This window comes from Ruegeria sp. AB7, assembly GCF_056542625.1.
This window is the reverse complement of record NZ_JBQGAC010000002.1, coordinates 379,128-394,638: the sequence shown is the minus strand read 5'-3', so window position 1 is coordinate 394,638 and position 15,511 is coordinate 379,128. Positions and strand designations below refer to the sequence as shown.

General features: G+C 53.3%; 9 protein-coding genes. 3 read left to right on the top strand and 6 right to left on the bottom strand.

Annotated elements, in window-relative coordinates:
* Positions 1 to 232 precede the first annotated feature (232 nt).
* From ACR0EN_RS07775 to ACR0EN_RS07765, 3 genes are all read left to right on the top strand, one after another.
* Entirely contained in the window at positions 233 to 3,127 is a 2,895-nt protein-coding gene (locus ACR0EN_RS07775) for a hypothetical protein (RefSeq protein ID WP_170818292.1), read from the top strand.
* 355 nt (positions 3,128 to 3,482) lie between these two features.
* Positions 3,483 to 6,077, top strand: coding sequence for a hypothetical protein (locus ACR0EN_RS07770; RefSeq protein WP_480586034.1), 2,595 nt, complete (start codon positions 3,483 to 3,485; stop codon positions 6,075 to 6,077).
* Positions 6,078 to 6,494: 417 nt separating this feature from the next.
* On the top strand, positions 6,495 to 8,423 hold the full coding sequence (locus ACR0EN_RS07765; protein WP_480586031.1) for a heparinase II/III domain-containing protein: 1,929 nt from the start codon (positions 6,495 to 6,497) through the stop codon (positions 8,421 to 8,423).
* Between the two features lie 204 nt (positions 8,424 to 8,627).
* Here ACR0EN_RS07765 and ACR0EN_RS07760 read toward each other — a convergent pair whose 3' ends face one another.
* From ACR0EN_RS07760 to ACR0EN_RS07735, 6 genes are all read right to left on the bottom strand, one after another.
* On the bottom strand, positions 8,628 to 9,545 hold the full coding sequence (locus ACR0EN_RS07760; protein ID WP_480586028.1) for a hypothetical protein: 918 nt from the start codon (positions 9,543 to 9,545) through the stop codon (positions 8,628 to 8,630).
* Between the two features lie 4 nt (positions 9,546 to 9,549).
* The gene (locus ACR0EN_RS07755) at positions 9,550 to 10,383 is read right to left on the bottom strand and encodes a class I SAM-dependent methyltransferase (protein ID WP_170625645.1); all 834 of its coding nucleotides are present in this window, start codon (positions 10,381 to 10,383) and stop codon (positions 9,550 to 9,552) included.
* 13 nt (positions 10,384 to 10,396) lie between these two features.
* A complete protein-coding gene (locus ACR0EN_RS07750) occupies positions 10,397 to 11,569 on the bottom strand; it encodes a glycosyltransferase (RefSeq protein WP_480586025.1) in 1,173 nt (390 codons plus the stop codon).
* 8 nt (positions 11,570 to 11,577) lie between these two features.
* Positions 11,578 to 13,254, bottom strand: a complete 1,677-nt coding sequence (locus ACR0EN_RS07745; protein ID WP_170818298.1) for a glycosyltransferase family protein — start codon at positions 13,252 to 13,254, stop codon at positions 11,578 to 11,580.
* On the bottom strand, positions 13,247 to 14,236 hold the full coding sequence (locus ACR0EN_RS07740; protein ID WP_480586022.1) for a glycosyltransferase family 2 protein: 990 nt from the start codon (positions 14,234 to 14,236) through the stop codon (positions 13,247 to 13,249). The genes ACR0EN_RS07745 and ACR0EN_RS07740 overlap by 8 nt, the downstream gene beginning before the upstream one ends.
* 278 nt (positions 14,237 to 14,514) lie before the next feature.
* The gene (locus ACR0EN_RS07735; protein ID WP_480562203.1) at positions 14,515 to 15,468 is read right to left on the bottom strand and encodes a LysR family transcriptional regulator; all 954 of its coding nucleotides are present in this window, start codon (positions 15,466 to 15,468) and stop codon (positions 14,515 to 14,517) included.
* Positions 15,469 to 15,511: the final 43 nt, after the last annotated feature.

Below are 15,511 nucleotides of genomic sequence, written 5' to 3'. Positions count from 1 at the left end.
CCCGGGCAAACAAAGGGAAAACCAAACTCACCGGCTGGGGCCTGAAACAGGCGCCAGCCGGATTGCTGGTTTTCTCAGGCCGTGGATTCCATTTTTGTCATACTTTGTAACAACTTAACTGGCTTTCACCTGTTGAGATCAACAGCCTGAAAAACCACATCTTTCCTATGATCTGTGATGCGTATGGGCCCGAACCTCGGGTGTCGACCATCCAGGAAACAGGAGGAAAGACATGAAACATGTTAGCAAATCAAAATTCCAGCCCAACTCGGCGAGCACGCTCAACATATCGGTTGGTCTTGGTGAAACGGTTGACGATCCTATCGTGATCCCGCCGGTTAGTCTGCTGTCGGAAGAAAGCAGCGAATTGCAGGACTACGTCTGGGAAGATTCAGCCTCGGACGACGAGACTGTAGCCAGCAACAAACCTGATATTCCCGTCTGGACCGGTGGTAAATCACCTGGCGATGGCCACAGCGGTTGGTGGGATAACTATGGGACCCATCTGCATGACACCAGCGGCACCTATGTCGGCCGCGATGTCAAAGCCCGTGGTGAATACAAAATGGCAGACGGTGAGGTGAGCTTTGAAAACCTGATGCACCGTCTCTCAAGTGGGCAAAGCAAGGGGACATATCTTTACACCCGTATCGAAGGGAATGATGGGGATAACGTCATCCACGGTTGGAGCCCCGAAAACTGGGATAACTATGATGGCGGCACCTCGATCAAGAACTACTATTCCAACTATCATCATCGGGACAATATCTCGGGCGGTGACGGTGACGACATCATCATCGCTTATCGTGGGAACGACCAGTTGTTCGGTGATGCTGGTAATGATGTGATTTACGGCGGCGGCGGCCACGACTACATCGATGGAGGTGAAGGTGATGATCAGCTGTTCGGCGAATCCGGCAACGACAAGATCATTGGCGGCGGAGGCAAGAACATCCTTGTTGGCGGCGAAGGCGATGACATCCTGATTGCCGGGAATGAAGGCGACAAACTGTACGGTGGTACTGGTAACGACCTTCTTGTCGGCGGTGACGGTGATGATGTCCTGTTTACCGGGCATATCGACGAAACCTCTGCCGACACGCTTTACGGTGGAAAAGGGGCCGACACGTTCGTTATTGGCTCTGTGCCTGAACCAACAACTCATGATCCCAACCATAACCAATCGAATGGTCTGGGCGAAGAGTGGCTGGAAGAGGCAGGTAATCTGGCACTCGCCAAGATGCTGCCGGGCGCGAAGCTGTTCATCAACCTTGCCAGAGGCCTGATCGACGGGATCAAGAACATGTTCAAGACCGAGGAGCAGGTTGTCGAAACCGTCAACCCGCCGAAGGTGTCTCTGGTCGAGATCCTCGACTTCAACCCGCTTGAAGACAAGATCATTGTACCAGTCAACGTGGAGGGGCCAGTAACGCTGGACCTGCAAGCATCGATCGTTGATGGCGCGGCATTCGATCTGGTCGCGCTTGATCCGGCCGACAACAAGTTCAAGGTGATTACAACCTTCTATTGGGATGAGGCGTCGAACATATTTCCGGGCGCAACAAGTATCTCGCAGCAGAACACAGATGCCTTCATTCAACGGTTGAAAGAAACTGCTCTGATCACGGGGCCGGATGGTGCGCATTATGGCTTGGGCCAAAAGATCGACCTTGGCCTGAGTAGTGAAGACCTTGCAGGTCTTGGAACCAGCAAGTTCGTCACATTCGGGGCGTTCGGCGGTGTTTCGATGGTCGGCTTTCATGACGAGGATCGTCAGTTGGGAACAAACCACAACGACGTTCTGCAAGCCTATACGTCCGAGCGCGATACCCACGGCGGAAACGAGGCCGAAATCCGCAATGACGGCAATGATGTTCTCTACGGCTTTGGCGGTGACGATATCATGGCTGGCGGTGGCGGCTTTAATAAGCTGTATGGTGGAGAAGGCAATGACACGGCCTGGTATGGTGACAGTCTGAGCGGCATCTATGTCGACATGAACAACAAGGCGGAAGATGCCAGCGGTGAGTATTACTGGGCCTGGCATGGCAACAGCGCCAATCCGTTCGATCTCAATGACGAGATTCGCGACAAGGAAGGCTATGATCTGCTCTGGAGCGTCGAGAACATCTATGGCAGCGACCATGATGATGTGATCATCGGCGACGACGGCGATAACGTCTTCACCTCGGGTGATGGCAAAGACGTGCTGACCGGTAACGGAGGAGCTGACACCTTCATTCTGAACGGCGGCGAGAACACGATCACCGATTTCGATGCCAATGAAGGCGACCGTATCGAGATTGACCTCGACGCCTACGGGATGACCGGCTGGTTCGATCTGGATCACCGCATTGAAAACGGCCAGATCGTGCTGTTCAACAAGCTGACAGACGAGATCATCGTGCGCTATGACGATGACGGGAACGGATTTGACCCGTCATACATCGACCTGCGCAGCTTGGTTGGCAACGATGAAGAAGGCTATCAGGTTGTCTACGAACCGCCCTTTGGCGCAAACACGCTGGAGTGGTTCGAGAAGTACGGCAACCGGATTGATGCCGAGGTGGGCGAAGAGATCACCACCGTAGATGGCACCGATAGCTGGGACTATATGGTTGGCGATACCGGCAGCGGTGGATTGACCCTGAATGGTGGTGCTGGTGATGACTACATTGTTGGCGGTGCGCTCAATCAGTTCGCTACTCTGAACGGCGGCGACGGCAATGACACCATCGTGATCCGCAAAGGTGCGATGATCACCAATGCAAATGGTGGAGACGGCGACGACGTCATCATCCTTGATGCAGACCAGTCTTCAGAAGCCGGGTTTGCCAATATGTTCGGTGGCGAAGGCAGCGATACTTTTGTCATCACCGGCCCGGGCAGCCAGTATGGTGGTCAGGTGATCCGGGATTTTGAGGCTGACGACTCGATTGTTATCGATCTGGAAGGGTTCGGGATCTCGTCTCTGGATCAACTTCAGATCGAATGGCGTTCCAGCACTCACTGGGTCACGGCAAATGGCCAAAAGGTGATCAGCGTACAGGGTGTTGATGAGCATTTCGATGTCATGCAGCACATCAGCGATCTGACGGCTCAGCAATCACAGGATTGGGGTCTCTGATCATCGCCTGATAACAAAAAAAACGCCTCAGCCGGTCTGGATCGGCTGAGGCTTTCTTAACAGTTCGATCTGGCAATAATGCAAAGTTAATTATTGCGACATTCCAAATTTGGCGAAGACTCGCGCAACTACACCGATCTTTTGCTCAAACCCCGCCATAACCCACTGACCTACAGCGTTTTTTAGCGCATCAAAAGGTTGGCCTAGGCCCGCATCCGCTCAGATTAATTCGTTAATGAACTCTTAACGTGTCCTGAACTTCTGACTTGTTACGCAAGTTGGGCCTGAATTCATCGGGCTAATAAAGCCGAAATACTTGGGCTGAAACAACGACAAGATGGGAGTCTGTTTCAAGATGAGTAATGGAACATATGAAGAATTTCGCGACGCTTTGCGTGCATTTGAATCTGGTTGGGATCGAGATCGATACGACGCAGGAATCATTAAGGATTGGCAGCTGAACCAATGGGCCGGAGGGGCCGTTGCCGACTTCTATCCAAGCTATTCCAGTTGGTCTGATCTAAGCAGTGATGAATGGGACGCGATGTCCTATCGCTCGATGAACTCGCTTGGTTTTGTTGGATATCAGTTCGGCGAGGCGCTGTTAATTGACCTCGGGTATTACACCGATGATGTCTATTATGGGAATGGCGCGGCTTCGAACACCTGGGATGGCACATGGACCGGTAAGAACGGGGTGAATTCGCTGGCAGAGTTCACAACCGCCGAAGCGCAGGAGCGCGCGATTCAAGAAGCGTTTGGCTACAATCTTCAAGTCATCGAAACCGGGCTGGGCTATCAGGGAGAGAGCCTGTCCGACTATCTCGGCACGACACGCACTTATCTGGAAAATGGCCAGGCCGTCTCTGTCACGCTCAGTCTTACTGGCATAATGGCCGCCGCGCACCTGCGGGGGGCATGGGGTACGTTGGCTCTGCTTCAGGGTGGAAGTGTATCCACCGATGAATACGGTACTTCGATCCTGCGGTATGTCTCGCAATTCGGCGGTTATGACGCGCCGAGTATCGAAGACGCTATCAAGGTATACACCGACGGTGTCTTGCCCACGGATACAAATGGCGGCACCGATAACGGGAATACGTCGCCGCCCGTTGTCCCACCGGTTATACATCCGGAACCCACGGAACCGACCGGCAACGGGACTGCTGACACCACAGAAGATACTGCGGATGTGGTGATTAACTGGGCTTGGGGCACGAATGCAACGATCCCGGATTTCGACCCTACGACAGATACGATCTTCATCGCATGGGTCGGTGCCGACGCGTTGGAGGTTGCCGAGGTTGATGGCGCGGTTGTGTTCTCGATCCCGTCCAATAACCAGGCCACGACCCTCAGCGGTGTGACACTTGCTGAGCTGAGCCCGGCAAACTTCGCTATTCTGGACAATACCGCCGCAGCTGAAGTGCTTGGGCTGATAGGCACTGATGGTTCAATGCCGACCAGCGGTGGCGATGGTGGCGGAGATGGTGGTGGCGGTGGCCATAGCCACCAACATATGCACGTCATGCTGGGCCTTGCCAGCGAGGCACAGACGGTCGAAGGCTTCCTGCCCGCGATGGGAGATGTCATTGAAATCGGACCGGACATTGGGACTGATAACTTCTCGATTTTCGAAGAGAGTGGGGACGCTCTGGGGCAGACCGTTAGAATTGAGCTGACCTCGGGCAATGTAACCAAGCAGATCGTATTCACTGGCTTTGGCCTGTCCGATCTTTCGCTCAGCAATTTCTCTATCACGGATCAGACGGTGTTGAACGAAGTGTCCACAGCTTTGGGGCAAGTTATCGTCTCGCCGGGAGACGGAGAGGGCTATGACCTCAGTTATGATGCAGACGGGTCAAACCCGCCCGCGATCACTGGCAATACAGACACGGGCGGGGTGAAATACCGGGCCGATAGCAACGCTGACGACATAACCGGATTCCGCCCCGGTGTGGACGAGTTGGACTTTGGCGGTACGTCGGTTCACGGCATGATCGTCACCAAATCCAAGGCCGGCGAGATTGTTATCGACAGCCCATGGTCGGACGCGGCGCAAATCGTGCAAGGTGTCACCTTCCAGGACGTGACCATCGACAGCTTTGGTGTGGTCGGCAACGAACACCTCCGTCAGGATATGGGCGGCGTTCTTAGTTGGGAGCAGGGCGTAGGACCTCGCGATGCTGACACAGTCTATGTTCGCAGCCACGAATATGGCGTGCACGAAGTTATTGACGGCTTTGATCCTTCAACGATGAAGATCAGCTTTCTGTATTTCGGAACCCGCGAGCGGCTTAGCGTCGAGGACAGTAGCGATGGTCTGGTGATCTCATCCTTGCCGACTGGACAAAGCATCACGCTGACCGGCGTGACCAAGGCTGACCTGATCCCGGGTCTGGTCGAATTCCATTTTGATCAGGTGATGGAAGACAATCTCGAGGTACCATTTGGCTTTGATCAGAGCGATGTGACGTTGGTTGATCGCACCATACTGCTGACCCCACAGGCTCCTGTCGGGGCGACGACAGACGGTCATCAGACACGGGTCGGAGATCTGACAGGGGGATCGACCCAATCAGATATCGGTAGTGGAACCAACGAACCCGGAAACAGCCAAACCCCAGGAGTTGTGACCTTCGGCGCTGAAGCGGATGTGGCAGAGCTTACCTGGAACTGGGGGGTAAAGACCCAGATTATCGGTTTTAATGCCGATGAAGATATCATCGATTTCAACGCTTTGAGCGAAAGCGATGTGTCGGTCACCGAAATTGATGGCGATCTTATCTTTGAAGTTGTCGGAAATGGCGGCCATACCGTTACACTTCAGGATGTTCAGGCCGAGGATCTGGATCTTGGCAACCTGACGGCTGATGACTGGAACAGTGTTGCCGAAGCAGAAAGCGCCCTGACAGACCAACTTGAAGCGCTCGGCATGTCCATCGCCTGAAGCACTCCAATAGGTGGTTCCCGGTCTGCGCTAGGCCGGGAACGAAAACAAACACATGAAAATCGATGGGCACTGGCCTCGTTTCCGGTTCGGTTCCGTGATTAAGCCATGCGACCATAATATTAATGCTCGGATCGCTTGCGCTAGGTTCTCGTGGCTGGCTTTCTTATCGTTTGTCCTTCCGGCTCTACTTAAACATTACTCCAATAGGCTGCCGGACGGAGCGTTTAGCATATCAATTTGCTAAGCCAAACTAATCGGATGTCTTTGACAGAATTTGGCCACCGCTGCAGAGTCGGGTTGCAGGCGTTTCCAGTGCGGAAGAAACCCATGATCGCAACCGTTAGAAGTGTGAATCCGATTAAAGCCTTCTTTTTGTTCGTTTTGTCCTTCGCTTGTTTTTGCGCTACAAGCGCTATGTCCCAAAACTCAGTGCCGCAAGTCGTTCTAACGGATGAGATCGTCCAGCGCATAGAAACACAGCGCGCAGCCGATCAGGTATTCGCGGCTGACTATCAGGCATTGATTGACAGTGCAGAAGCGCATTTGCAGTCGCCTACTATTGTTGAGGCAGTTCGGAATGGAGATGGTCAGCTTCACGAAGCTTTTCGTGGATTTGGACAACGTCCGGTCGAACGCCTCACCACACTGGCTTTGGCTTGGCGATTGACTGGCGAAAGTCGATATGTTGATCGCGCCAGAACCGAGCTCTTGCAGTTTTCGGAACTGGAAACATGGCAGCCCGCACACTTTCTGGGATTAAGCCGTGTCACATTGGCGGTGTCGCTCGGATACAGTTGGATTAGTGACAATCTGGACGAAGAGGATCATCAGACTATTCGATCGGCACTTGTGGAGAAGGGGTTGAAAGAAGCCGCAAAAATCTACGATCTGGATACGCTTTATTATGACAAGGGTTGGATCGCCCCCCAACGCTGGGTGAACCCAGTGTCTGTTCCCGCGTCGCTTCCTGATGGGACGGCTACCGCAGATATCGCCTGGCCCGTTGCTTCCTTCAACTGGAACATCGTTTGCAATGCAGGAATGATCGTCGCTGCTCTGGTTGTGTCAGAAACAGAACCGGAACTGGCTGATCATATTATTGAGCAGGCTCAGGTTTCACTTAGAAATGGGTTGGCAATGTTTGCTCCGGATGGTGCATGGCCAGAAGGACCGATGTACGGGGCTTTGTCCGCCAGGGACGCGGCAGTATCGTTTGATGCGCTTGTTTCCGTCCTCGGGCACGATTTTGATCTTTCGCGAATGGTAGGTTTGGAGGAATTCGGGGAGTTTCTGATCCATGCGTCTGGACCAACTGGCATGCTGTTTAACTTTGGAGACAGCGATACAAGCACTGACCTTGTTGTGTTGACCTGGTTGGCGTCGCGGTTCAATCGCCCGGGCTACGACATTAAAATGAATAGCAAAATGCGGTCTTCCCATCCAGCATTCGAGCTGATCTGGCAGCAGCGACGCAATAGTGAACCAATCACTGCCCGATCAACATCCTATTGGTCTGGAGGGCTTGGGATCGTAACCATGCGGTCTGGTTGGAATGACCCTAAGGCCAGCTATATCGGCCTCAAGGCTGGGCCGCTTAGCAGCCATCACAATGACCTTGATGCGGGCACCTTTGTGCTTGAAGCCGACGGTGTACGTTGGGGGGTGGATCTTGGGCTCGGAAATTACCAATTGCCCGGCTACTTTACTGACAAACGTTTTGACTATTATCGAACCGCCACGATCGGGCAGAATACACTGACCTTTGACATGGCAAATCAAATCGAAACGGGGCGGGCGCATGTTGAGGAGTTGGCGCAGTTTCCAGGTTTCGATTTTGCAATCGCCGATCTTTCAGACGCCTATGGAAAGCCCAAGGGAACGGTTAGACGAGGCATAGCTCTTGTCGATGGAACGACAGTGTTGGTTCAGGATGAAATTAGCCCTGATCAACGGGGGCGGGTGGCGTGGGCAATGCATACCAAAGCGCAGTTAACAGTTGATGGCTCCAAGGCCACATTGCGTCAGGATGGGAAAGAACTAACCGCACGCATACTGTCGCCGCCAAACGCCACCTTCTCTCAACTTTCAGCCAATCCTTGCGAAACGGCATTCAATTCTGAATGTGCGATGCAGAATCCGAATTCAGGCGTTACACGGCTCATGATCCAGCTTGATCTTGATGAAAGTGACAAGCGTGAAACCATTGTTGTTACTTTTGAACCTGATGCACAGGCCGCAACCAAGCCGGTCATCCCGTTAGGTGAGTGGCGACTGAACGCGACCCTCTCGAACGATGTTGTGAAAAAGCACATTGATCGGTTGCCTGCTGAAAACTCACGATAGGTTTGGGTCAAACTTGAACGACCTCAACCCTGGCTTTAGGCGATGCTGGGTGCGCTCAAGGAATGTAGTACGCACCAGAAGTCGCACTATGTTTGGAAACGAATTGAAGACGGCACCCTAGCGCCTGAGACAGCTCATGGCGACCTTCAGATACGATAGACTCCGCTGCAAATTGTCTGGCTGACCTGATCCAAATTTTGAAAACTATACAGCTTCGTGCTCACTACTGCTTAGATATCGACGCAGGGTTAGGCCAAGCCCAAACACAGCTACATCCCCCAGAACCGAGATCGCGCGATGCGCGATCGCAGCGCTTAGACCGACTCCCTGATCAGTGAAAAGGCCAAGTCCGAGAGCAATAATTCCGTCTCGAATACCGATACCACCGGGTGCGCCTGGCATCAGGAAACCGATGACCCAGGCTGTCGAAAAGATTGCGATGCATTGCAATATACCGGCACCACCCTGAGGGTAGATCGCCCGTGCGACACACCAAAGTGACAAACCCAGCATCAAAAAGTTGAAGCTATGCAGAAACAATAGGATCAGGCATTTTGAAAATTTAAGTTTCGGTTTTCCAGCTTTGCGCCAGATCACAATCTGGCCAATCATGATGCAGGCCAGAATTCCGAAGAAGATGATTATCATCTGTCCATCGAGCCAGGATCCTGGAAGGTCTGCAATTACTGCAGCGACAAGATCGGGCATGGTCAGGAGCACAATTCCGACGACCAGAGCGCCGCTGGCGAGCAGAAAACCGATCTCGAGCAACAGAGATGACGCAATAATTGCGGATGGCACTCCATCACTCCTTGCGAGGGCGAAACGTCCCAAAAGGTGGGCAACATTGCCGGGGATGTATTTCCCGATCTGCGATACCATTAACTGACTTTCAGCGCGTGTGCGCGGTAGGGCAACGTCATAGATGTTTAGCGTCACCCCCCAAGCCACAGCACCTACGAGCTGCGACAGCACATAAAGGGTAAACCCACCTAGCAGTGTATAACGGGCGCGGCCTGACCCGAGGTCGAGCACTGCAATGTCTCCTGCGTGTCGAACCAGAATGATTCCGATGAAGATCAGGGCAGCAGCGGTGCCGATATAGCGCAGGGCGGTAGCCATGTGTTTACGTTTTGCGCGCTACTACAAGAAAACCATTTCCAAATTCGGTGTTAAGGAAAGGGCGTTGTAGCTGGAAAAAAAGCCGCATGACCGTGACTGCGGGTATGGAAGAAAACACAGGCCAGAAGCGCCGCTCAATGGAACGATCGCTACCGCTCTCGTTTGTAAGGTCGTTCGCTGTTTTACCAGATTTGGCGTTGGTTTCTAATATCTGCCCATAGGCCCGAGCACGCCAATACTCCATGATATTGGCCAAAGGAAAACCGTAGCACTCAATAGTTTCGACCGTGAAGCCGGCTTCCTGAACCGAATGTACTAAAAGTTCTTTACTGTAGCGTCGAACATGCCCTGCCCAAACGTCGGCCGCATTCCAGCGGGATGGGTGCGCAGGCGTCGACAAGATCATTGTTCCACCGGGTTTCAGATAAGTTTGCCATTCTCTCATGGCCTCAATATCTTGCTCCAAGTGCTCAATCACTTCAAATGACATGATCAGGTCGAAGGAGTTTTTCCAATCCGGGTCAAGCTCGGCCAAGAGTGTCATAGGGCTGGCTTGAGTGTTGAGCTTATCTGCCAGTTCAAGGGCCTGCTGCGAACGATCTACGCCATAAGCTTCAAAACCCTGTTCTGCCAGTTCTGACAATAGCGCAGCCGGTCCGCACCCGATGTCAAGCACTCTGCAAGGCATCAGATTTTTGAGATGCCGCATAACCCGATCACGCCTTAGAAGATACCGCGGCGCGGGTACCCAATTGGATTGCGGCAGGGCCGGGCCAAAGTGCCTGTGATAGATGGCAGAAGCACTATGCTCTGCGGAATTAATGGCGGTATCAGTCATGTCGACCACAGTTTTATCCGGCTTGAGGTGCACAATGAAACAAGTATCCGCAAAGGGTCCGCGCGATCTCATGCGGCTGGGCCATTTTCAGTTTGTCTTCAGGCATTACCGGATAGCCCTCGTGCCTCAATTCAGCGATGGCATCCAGCAGCGCTTCGGGATTTGAATGAGGGATAAGCTTCACCCCGAGAGCTTCGGTGCCGAATGTTTCGATCATGGCAGGTGAGCTTCGGGTGATCACTGAACGCCCTGACAACAGCGCCTGATAAACCTTGTTCGGCACCACTGACGCAGCCTTGCCAGAGGCGCCAAAAATGCCGAGGCAGATGTCGGCATTTGAAATTGCCTCGGTCAGTTCCTCATAGGGAACCCACTTCTGCCAGGAGATATGCTTATGCTCCGCATCCACCAGAGCTGTCTCGAGCAATAGGCGCTCTTGCCCGGTGCCAATCAGGTGCCAATTGATATCGCGACCTCGACCCGAGGTAGCTGCCGTCAATATCGTTTTAAGCCCATGCAGCGGGATGAGCTGTCCATAAAACAACACTCTAGTGGGACCGTCGTGGCGCGCAGGAGGAGGCAGACGCTGGAAGGATCCCGGCTCAGCTCCCACCGGCACTGCTCCAATCCTGGATTCAGGCAAATTGAAGATCCGTGCAATATGCTCGGCATGCGCCTTCGTATCGAGCAAGACATGATGCGCTGCCCGGCAGGCCAGCCATTCAGTGACCCAAAGCATCCGGCCCGGCAGTGACTTGGCCCCAACCATACTTCGATCGTTAACGACAGTGTCGTAAAGCGAAAGGAACATGTCCCAGGTGATCTGCCGCCGACGTAGCAGGGCAAAGGGCCACAACACCAATGTATCGAGCGCGCCAAGATAGGGAACCATCACTGCATCATGACGAGGCGCACGCAAATAATGCAGGATCAGAAGCGGATAGGCCAAGAGCGCGCTGAACAACACTCGGATCATTACAGCCATGTTCAACTGGCTTTTATCCGCGTGTTTGGGCCAAATCTCTGCGTGGATTTCAATTACTTCTACGCCGAGCTCTTGCAATCCAGTTCGGAGAATTCGAGTACGCGGTTTGCTGAGATCATATGTTCCCCAAAAAATCACCCGCTTGTTGCCGGGCTCAGATGGTATCGGAGTGGTGCTGACCACCGGAGGGGAAAGAGGCATATCGGCATTCATGGCGAAAGCATCCGGAAGCCGGTATAAACCTCTCGATCCAAGCTTTCTGGCGCAACCGGAGCCACACCAGTATCCCAGATCAGCCTGACAGCAACACCTTTCGGTCCGTTGATTGTTACTGCCTCTGCCGCAATGCTGAGAATGTCTCCAGATGCGACGGCACTTGTATCAATCTGTACTGGCTGGCTGGTTTCGACCCGATACCTCCCGGGGAACGGAAGTGCCAATTCAACCGGTTCGCCGGTCAGCGTCACTGATCCTCCGGCAAGCCAGATCGATCCCGAATAGTGCACATATGACTCGCGTAATATCTTGTGGTCCTCAGGCAGCAGCACAGGCTCGGCTCCATTGGCCGAACTTGGGTCCATCGTCAGCGTCAGAGCAGTTTTGTTGGCGATGAGCAAAGGCGGCTGCTGTTCTGCGATGATTTTGGCAAATACGGGCTGGCCCGCCGCCTGATAGCGTGCAACGCCCCAGCCTGACATGAAGAAACCAGGATTCGGGAAACTTGCGATCATGTGGCTGTCATCAATATAGGCGACCGGATCTGGGAACAGGCGATGAATTTCCGCAATAGTGGCGCGCTGGTTTCCTGCACGATCTTGCAGTGCTAGGGCTGCCTGGACAAAAAGCCCCGCAAGCATCACCATCACCAGTTGTGCCGAGCGTCGTGATGATCCAAGCCTCTGTGCTCCGATCGCGACGGCTGCCATCAGGAGTGGGGTAGCGAAGGGGTAAAAATAGACAAAGGCATTGCGATAGATCACCACCGAGAGGAGTGGTGCAGCAAAGAGCGCAATCAGCAGAACCCGCCGAGCATTCCGACCGGCATACAGTCCGATCCCCACAAGAATGATCTGTGGGAGACTGAGCATAGCCCAACTCATGAATTCAGTTGATCGTGGGAATATGCCGCTTTTTAAAAGCGTCGTATTCAGCGCGTCCTTTGCATTGTTTGCCGTCTGGTTGCCTTCGGCGACGCGAAGGCCAGACGCATGCCAGAGGTAGAATGACACGCAAATGCCAGCCGCCAAGATACCCGTGATAATGATGCGCCGTACCGCTATTCGATCTTCGATCCTCCATATCAGCACGGCCAGAAATGCGGGCAGATAGAGTGCCGATTTGATCGTAACCAGTACGGCTAGAGCGCTCAGAAGCGCTGCCGCCAGTGTTTGCCAGACAGACAGGCGCGTGGTCAGCAAGATTGCAATCGAAGAAGTCAGTAATGCCGCAGCAATGGGATCGGCACGGAAACTGGCGCCATAGGCCAAAACGTAGCCCGAAGTCAGGAAACCCAGAGCAGCGATATCGGCAAATCGCTGTTCGGTAAAATACAGGGCGATACGGTGCACAGAAATTGTGGTCAGCCCGACGCATGCAACCATCACAAGCCGGGCTGCAAATATCTGTTCCATCTCATGACCCGGCAGCGCATCGAGCCATGTGAAACCATGCACGAAGAAGGTCTGCATTGGACGGTCCAATCGACCGTCGAGGAAGGCATGGACATGTGACAGGAAATAGAATTCGTCCCAATTCACATTGTGAGTATACGCCAGCACCAGCATAAACACGAAGACAACGACAATGCTCGCTCGTACCACTCGATCAAGAGTGATAGCCCCTACCAATCCGGCGTTTCGCTGATCGCCTAGCGCCGGATTATCCATTCTCTACCGCCCTGACCTGGTCGAGGGTAATTACTTCAGTAGGTCTAATCGGCGCGCGCAGTAACTCTCGGGCCCGGATGTCTTCCAGCAGACTACGGTTGGTGGCGATAAGATCGGCGAGGATACCAACGGCGAACAGTATCGTGGCCATTGCCAGCAGCACACCGGACAGAACCAGCGACTGAACATGCCCGGCCCCCCCGTCTGTCGCGTAATAATAGAGAAATCGCCCAACCCCGATTAAGCCAGGCAAGGCGAATACTGCCGAAAGCGTCAGGAAGAACTTCAATGGTGCGTAGATCACAAAAACGCGCAGAATAGTTCTTGCTGAGCGGATGACATACTCTCCGATACCTCTGAACAGACGAGACGGGCGTGTTACCTTGTTGACCCGAACAGGCACCGAGGTCATCGGGATATGTTTGCGTCCGGCCTGAATGATGGTTTCCAGAGTGTAGGTATAAGTGTTGACAACACAGAGTCGGGCAGCGGCATCTCGGGAATAGGCGCGAAATCCGCTGGGCGCATCAGGGATTTCTGACTTGCTTGCCAGTCTCACGACCCAACTGCCCAGCCGTTGAAGGGTTTTCTTCAACGGCGAGAAGCCCTCGATCTCTCTGATCGGGCGAGCGCCGACCACGATTTGTGCCTTACGCTTCAGTATCGGATCAATCAGGGCCGGAATGTCGTCAGCGCAATACTGATTGTCTGCATCGGTGTTGACGATCACATCCGCGCTCAATGAAAGTGCATACTCGATGCCGGCACTGAACGCACGGGCGAGGCCGACATGGCTGCTCATTTCCAGAACGTGATCAGCTTTGGCGTCCCAGGCGACTTCAACGGTCCGATCGGTGGAGCCGTCGTCGATGACCAGTACTTCAACTTTACTGACGCCAGGAATCGATCGGGGAATTGCCGCGATCGCTTCGGCAAGGGTTTCCTCCTCGTTAAGCGCCGGTATTTGGACGACAAGCATCATGATCATGCCACATTGATAACTATTGAGTGCAATTACATTTTATTTTGGGACAAAATTGTGTCCAAAAGGGGTAATTGTTGAGCCATCTGAAACGGTTGAAACGCTCCTTTGAAACAATTCGTATGAATACTCAATGGTTGGTGCGTTATCGGTGTCGACCGAAAACTGCGTTACTCTAAATCCGTGAATTGCGACCAGCCGTCTTTCTTCTCAAATCAACTTGACGCTGTAAATCGCTTCGAGCGATCAAGAGATCAACTCATTGGGGCCGATCAGTTTTACTCACGCCCGGCCTGGAAAATCCATTCTGTGTGAGGATTCGCCTTCACGTCTTCCAACATTTTTAAGACCTCGGCTTTCCATCCAGCTTTGATCTTTAAAGCCAGTTGAGACGGCGGCCGGTGGTTGGGTTCAAGGATCGCGTATTCATATCTGAGCGGTTTCTTGAATGGCAAAAAAGCGACCTTTCCGTCGGACAGGTTCAATTCTTGCTCGGTCACGACGGTCAGCGGATCAACGATGCTGCAACACTGCCCGGAGCTGACGAAGGGGATGAGCGGCTGAAAATACTGGCAGGTTACTGTCGGATTGTACTCAGCACCGACCTCCTCGAATTCCTGCCGGATTTTGCGCTGGAATGGGTGTGACGCATGCAAGCCGCCCATGGGCGTATCGTTCAGATCAGACAGTGTCAGGCTCTTACGCGAAGCAAGTGGGTGGGTGCGGTCAATGGCACAGAAGCAATCTGCTTTGATTAGTTCGGCAGAGTACTGCGGTTCTTTGCCCGCTGAATGTTCGAAATCAGCAAATCCGAAGTCTATGTTCTGGGTCCCTGCAAGCTCCATAATCTGAGGTGAACTGCGGGTGGAAAGAGTGATGCGAATATCGGGGTTTTCTCCGACCGACTGGCTGATGAAACGCGGGAACAAAAAGGCGGACGGGCCGGGCATCGTTGCGATGTTCAGGCTGCCTGCATGCCCTTTGATCAACCCTTCCATTGTGCTGGAGATGGTGGCGAGACGGTCCAGAATGCCTGTGGTTTCGGCCAGAAGGTAGTGCGCTTCAGGAACCGGAACCAGGCGTCTTCCCTTGCGTTCAAACAGCGTCAGTCCCAGCGTTTTTTCCAGGTTTTTCAACGCAAGGCTAATCGCCGGCTGAGTGCGATTCAGTTTCTTGGCAGTTTGCGAGATAGAGCCGGTCTCCATCACTTCGCGAAACACTGTGAGCTGCATAAGGTTCATGGTGAATGTATAAATAAAACCTTAGTTTTGTGAA

Coding starts and splice junctions, on each gene's coding strand:
- ACR0EN_RS07775 (WP_170818292.1), top strand. CDS start 233: ATGAAACATGTTAGCAAATCAAAATTCCAGCCCAACTCGGCGAGCACG.
- ACR0EN_RS07770 (WP_480586034.1), top strand. CDS start 3,483: ATGAGTAATGGAACATATGAAGAATTTCGCGACGCTTTGCGTGCATTT.
- ACR0EN_RS07765 (WP_480586031.1), top strand. CDS start 6,495: ATGTCCCAAAACTCAGTGCCGCAAGTCGTTCTAACGGATGAGATCGTC.
- ACR0EN_RS07760 (WP_480586028.1), bottom strand. CDS start 9,545: ATGGCTACCGCCCTGCGCTATATCGGCACCGCTGCTGCCCTGATCTTC.
- ACR0EN_RS07755 (WP_170625645.1), bottom strand. CDS start 10,383: ATGACTGATACCGCCATTAATTCCGCAGAGCATAGTGCTTCTGCCATC.
- ACR0EN_RS07750 (WP_480586025.1), bottom strand. CDS start 11,569: ATGCCTCTTTCCCCTCCGGTGGTCAGCACCACTCCGATACCATCTGAG.
- ACR0EN_RS07745 (WP_170818298.1), bottom strand. CDS start 13,254: ATGGATAATCCGGCGCTAGGCGATCAGCGAAACGCCGGATTGGTAGGG.
- ACR0EN_RS07740 (WP_480586022.1), bottom strand. CDS start 14,236: ATGATGCTTGTCGTCCAAATACCGGCGCTTAACGAGGAGGAAACCCTT.
- ACR0EN_RS07735 (WP_480562203.1), bottom strand. CDS start 15,468: ATGCAGCTCACAGTGTTTCGCGAAGTGATGGAGACCGGCTCTATCTCG.